This window comes from Bartonella sp. AC130YNZD (assembly GCF_042196865.1).
Taxonomy (GTDB): Bacteria; Pseudomonadota; Alphaproteobacteria; order Rhizobiales; family Rhizobiaceae; genus Bartonella.
The window spans coordinates 1-3931 of the sequence record NZ_JBHIQZ010000061.1 but is presented as its reverse complement, the minus strand read 5'-3'; the positions used below and the strand labels follow the sequence as shown (position 1 = coordinate 3931).

Sequence of the window (3931 nt, the reverse complement as noted above, 5' to 3'; positions counted from 1 at the left end):
ACTTCATCCAAAACCAAATAGCGAATAGGAGAAGAACGCAATCCAGCAGCACTATTTGCTCCTGTAATCATCAATGTCCCCCCATAAAATTCCTTTGAAAACATTGTATTTCCACTGTCTCTTGCACGAGCAGGAGTAATGCGTTCACTTAAAACTGGACTTGCCATAATCATGGGATCAAGCCGCGTCTTTGAAAGCTTTTTGGCTGTCTCAACGGTTGGCATGACATAAAGGGCAGGTCCTGGACTATAATGAATAGCATAACCGCAGAAATTTAATCCTGCCTCTGACATGCCAACCTGCGCCCCTTTCATGACAATGGTTGTTTCAATTGGCACGTAAGAAGAAAGATTATCCATGATTTCGCGCAGATAGGGAGTCCGTTTTGTTCTCCACAGTCCAGGTTCAGCACTGGCTACCGTGCTAAGGTATCTATTCTTGTCCGCCCATTGGGAAACCGTGTATGGTGGGTCCGGTTGTCTTGCATCATTGGCATAGGCGAAAAATTCTGTAACAGCATTCTCATCCATTATTCATTCTTTGCTCGCCCCAAAAACTCTCTCATTCTGGAGGTTGAGGATCATGATAAGGAACTGGAATATGAACAGCTTCAAGCAAAGCCTTTCGTATGTAATAATCAATGGCACCGATTAGGCTTGCAGCATCACATCCAACCTGTGCGGCAATGCTTGCACCAAATCGATGAGGAAAATTCAACATAGCGTCACGGTGTGCTCTTCCAAACTCACGCGCTGCTCTCTTGACTTCTTCACGATCAACGGTTGTTTCGCGTAAGCGTTCAAGAGCAATCTTCTCGCTTTCAAGGGCAACTTGCATTCGCTCCAGTTTAATCTTGTATTCATTAGCGCCCTCTGTAGAGGTTTGTTTGATCTTTGTTCGCGGTTGACCATCCGGAGCTAAAAATGGAGCAGGGCGTTTTGTTGGATTCTCATTCCAGATAGCTGTTGCAAGCGCTTCATTAACAGAACCATCTTCAAAAAGAGCCTTATCAAACTTCCCTGTCTTAAAACGAGAAGCCACCGCATTAGGAGAAACACCCATCTTTTTGGCAAACGCACGAAGCGATAAACCTTTACGCGTTTTCTTAGTCATAGTGGCTCCATTTTGAATGGTATATACGAATTATTGTACACTTTAATTATTGACAAAGCTTTATTTTTCGTGTACATAAAATATATGAAGATAGTGTGGGATGAACCAAAAAGAGCTTTAAACATTGTTAAACATAAGCTTGATTTTGCTGATGTTATTTACTTTGACTGGGAACATGCTCTTATTGATGCAACCCATTCAAACCGCATGAAGGCTATTGGACATTTTGCGGATGGCACAACAGTTATTGTTTTTGCAAAGCTTGGCAATGAAGCGATATCCATTATCAGTTTTCGTCAAGCGAATAAAAAAGAAAGAGAGGTTTTCAATGACTATCAAAAAAACCTTTGAAACAGGATGTGGCTATACAAAAGAAGATTGGGACGCTGTGGATTCCCCACCACTAACAGATGAAGAACTTGCACGCTTAAAGCCAGCTAAAGACGTTTTACCAGCCTCTTTTTTTAAGTATGTAACAGAAGAGCGCCGTAAACGTGGGCGTCCACCCGTTGAATCTCCTAAACAAGCGGTTACTCTCCGTCTCGACCCAAATGTTATTGCCTCTTTTAAAAAACAAGGAAAAGATTGGCGAACACGTATGGGTGAAGTCTTAAAAAAAGCAAGTGGTTGTTAAGCCAAACGATCTCGCCACTCTAAAAAATGTGCTTTACAGTTGAAATTAAGCTTCAATTGTATTACATTGAAATACAATTACAAGAGGAGAGCTTATTATGGCTGCCAGTCGCATGGTTCAAGCGCGTGTACCAGAAGAAATTCAAAATGTCGCTAATCAAGTTATTCAAGCCTCTGGTTTATCAGTAAGTGATGTCGTGAGAGTGTTGATGACACGTATTGCGCAAGATAAAGCTATTCCTTCTTTTTTGTTTCAACCCAATGCAGAAACCATAGCAGCTTTTGCCGAACTTGATGAAGGTAACTTAAAAAAGTTTCATTCCGTAGACGAATTATTTGATGATCTCTATGCGGACGATTGAACGTACCACCATTTTCAAACGTGATTTCAAGCGTGAATTGAAAGGACGATATCGGCATCTTTTAAGTACAGATTTGCATCAAGTCATTGTGGCATTAGCAAATGATCAACCTTTAGAACTTCGGTATCATGACCATGCATTAACTGGAAATTGGAAAGATTATCGGGATTGTCATATTCGACCTGATTTGGTTTTGATCTATCGCTTGATTGGTCAAGATAGGCTAGTTTTAGTGCGTCTTGGTTCTCATTCACAGCTTAATCTATAATTTCAATTAACCACCTCCCCATTTTTGAAAACGGGGAGGGGAGATGTGTTTTTGAACTTAAGCAACCTTTTTAATGGGGCTATCGAAATTTGGTTCGTAAGTTCGCAACAAATGTTCCATGCTATGCGGTAACTCTGAAGAACCAAAATCTGTAAGAATTGCCAAGATCTTTGTAATATTAGGCACATCATTTTGAAGTTTTAAAACTAGGACCTTTTCTATTGCATTCATAGTTTGAACCAGAGCACTACAATCTTTGTCGCTCACATTTTCATCATTAGAAAATTGAGATAATGCTATCCACAAATCACATAAGAAGTTGGTGTCTATCTTCATTGAACACCCCCAAAGATTTGTTCTCTCAAACATGCCAATCCTTTTGGTGTGATTTTCGTTGAAGGGAGTACCTTTTCTGTACCATCAGGTCCTTGAATGGTAATAGCAGGACAATCCATGAATCCTTTCTTTATTTTGTCCTGATAAGGTAACAGAGGCGCCCCTGGAGCCCGTCGATAGACCCAATCATGTTTACGCAAGTAATCGGTTAAATCTTTTGGTCGTACCTCCAACATCTTTGCTGCTTCAATAAGACCAAACAGACCATCAGAGCGTTTTAGACCTTCTAAAGCTTCTGCTTTTGGAGTCAATTCGGCAATAACATGATCTTTCTGCTCAATTTGACTTTGTAAGTGATTCAAAACACCAAGTAATGCTTCGGGTTTGGAGTAGTCAATTTGTGGAACAGCTACTTGTTTTAAAAGCCGTTCACATTTGATAAAGTATTGACGTGCTTCATGTCCTTTATCATTACGCTCTATCATGGAAAGGTGTTTAGCCATATCTAAGGTGATATGGTATTCTTTAGAAGGACGCCCACCTGAACTTTCGCTCAAAAAAGAGCAAAAGTCATACCCTTCTTTAAATTTACAGTCTTGAATACGTCTGATAATCCAGTCTTTAAAGCTGGTTTTTACTTCTAAAAACGCATGCAAGTCACGTGCGTTTACCGTTTGAACAGTTTCCTGTCCAACAATTTGTTCCGATACCGGAATAAGTGTGTTCATTGTGAACTCCTAGATGTTAGAGGTTTTCTATTGACACTCAAAAAGAGTGCCGGGCGCTAGAAAACACGGCATCTAGTCCGTCGTTACACCTTTCCCGTGAGGGTATTGTATAGCGTAACCACACCCGACAAGACCGTTATATGCTACAGCATATAATTAGTCAAAATCTTTCATGTTTCAGAAGATAGATTGTTTCGGCAACCCATCCGCTAGATGTTTTGAGGTGTTTTCTAGGCACCTGATTTGAAGATACCTATTACTGTAGAATTGTCAAGTAACAAAAATTACTTTTTGCTAAGAAAACGTTTCACATACTGTACAGTGTACATATTGAAATTATTATTTATCAATATGTTGTGTGTACAATGTACAGTCAATTTGAGAATTCTGTCGCTAGCGATAGTTCGCGCTGTCCTGCCCCGCAACGAAGCCAACCCGCTGGGAAGTACCTTTTGAATTGATTTTATTGACTTTTTTATGAAAAAAACAAA

Annotated in this window: 8 protein-coding genes; 4 read left to right on the top strand and 4 right to left on the bottom strand. The window is 40.1% G+C overall.

The window, feature by feature from the left end:
• Positions 1-530, bottom strand: a 530-nt coding sequence (locus ACFINU_RS09270) for a phage terminase large subunit family protein (RefSeq protein ID WP_375667612.1), incomplete at its 3' end; no start/stop codon positions are given.
• A gap of 31 nt (positions 531-561) precedes the next feature.
• Entirely contained in the window at positions 562-1113 is a 552-nt protein-coding gene (locus ACFINU_RS09265) for a hypothetical protein (RefSeq protein WP_375618732.1), read from the bottom strand.
• 84 nt (positions 1114-1197) lie between these two features.
• Between ACFINU_RS09265 and ACFINU_RS09260 the strand changes: the two genes are divergently transcribed.
• The 4 genes from ACFINU_RS09260 to ACFINU_RS09245 all read left to right on the top strand — a co-directional run bounded on the left by ACFINU_RS09260 (position 1198) and on the right by ACFINU_RS09245 (position 2376).
• Complete coding sequence (locus tag ACFINU_RS09260) at positions 1198-1464, top strand: BrnT family toxin (RefSeq protein ID WP_375613975.1); 267 nt, start codon at positions 1198-1200, stop codon at positions 1462-1464.
• Positions 1442-1747: a BrnA antitoxin family protein gene (locus ACFINU_RS09255; protein ID WP_375618924.1), complete on the top strand. Its 306-nt coding sequence runs from the start codon at positions 1442-1444 to the stop codon at positions 1745-1747. Before ACFINU_RS09260 ends, ACFINU_RS09255 begins: the two co-directional genes overlap by 23 nt.
• A gap of 97 nt (positions 1748-1844) precedes the next feature.
• A complete protein-coding gene (locus tag ACFINU_RS09250; protein ID WP_375618925.1) occupies positions 1845-2108 on the top strand; it encodes a type II toxin-antitoxin system RelB/DinJ family antitoxin in 264 nt (87 codons plus the stop codon).
• Positions 2095-2376 (top strand): type II toxin-antitoxin system YafQ family toxin, encoded by a 282-nt coding sequence (locus tag ACFINU_RS09245; protein WP_375618928.1) that lies wholly within the window; start codon positions 2095-2097, stop codon positions 2374-2376. The genes ACFINU_RS09250 and ACFINU_RS09245 overlap by 14 nt, the downstream gene beginning before the upstream one ends.
• Before the next feature lie 57 nt (positions 2377-2433).
• Here the strand turns inward: ACFINU_RS09245 and ACFINU_RS09240 are convergent, their stop codons facing one another.
• Together ACFINU_RS09240 and ACFINU_RS09235 are read right to left on the bottom strand one after the other, a co-directional pair.
• Positions 2434-2712, bottom strand: coding sequence for a hypothetical protein (locus ACFINU_RS09240; RefSeq protein ID WP_375618926.1), 279 nt, complete (start codon positions 2710-2712; stop codon positions 2434-2436).
• Positions 2709-3440 carry an antA/AntB antirepressor family protein gene (locus tag ACFINU_RS09235; protein ID WP_375618927.1) on the bottom strand — a complete coding sequence of 244 codons (732 nt, stop codon included), beginning with the start codon at positions 3438-3440 and terminating at the stop codon, positions 2709-2711. Before ACFINU_RS09235 ends, ACFINU_RS09240 begins: the two co-directional genes overlap by 4 nt.
• Positions 3441-3931 lie beyond the last annotated feature (491 nt).

What these genes read in the sequence shown, in the direction of transcription:
- ACFINU_RS09260 (WP_375613975.1), top strand. Translation starts at nt 1,198, where the DNA reads ATGAAGATAGTGTGGGATGAACCAAAAAGAGCTTTAAACATTGTTAAA.
- ACFINU_RS09265 (WP_375618732.1), bottom strand. Translation starts at nt 1,113, where the DNA reads ATGACTAAGAAAACGCGTAAAGGTTTATCGCTTCGTGCGTTTGCCAAA.
- ACFINU_RS09240 (WP_375618926.1), bottom strand. Translation starts at nt 2,712, where the DNA reads ATGAAGATAGACACCAACTTCTTATGTGATTTGTGGATAGCATTATCT.
- ACFINU_RS09255 (WP_375618924.1), top strand. Translation starts at nt 1,442, where the DNA reads ATGACTATCAAAAAAACCTTTGAAACAGGATGTGGCTATACAAAAGAA.
- ACFINU_RS09235 (WP_375618927.1), bottom strand. Translation starts at nt 3,440, where the DNA reads ATGAACACACTTATTCCGGTATCGGAACAAATTGTTGGACAGGAAACT.
- ACFINU_RS09245 (WP_375618928.1), top strand. Translation starts at nt 2,095, where the DNA reads ATGCGGACGATTGAACGTACCACCATTTTCAAACGTGATTTCAAGCGT.
- ACFINU_RS09250 (WP_375618925.1), top strand. Translation starts at nt 1,845, where the DNA reads ATGGCTGCCAGTCGCATGGTTCAAGCGCGTGTACCAGAAGAAATTCAA.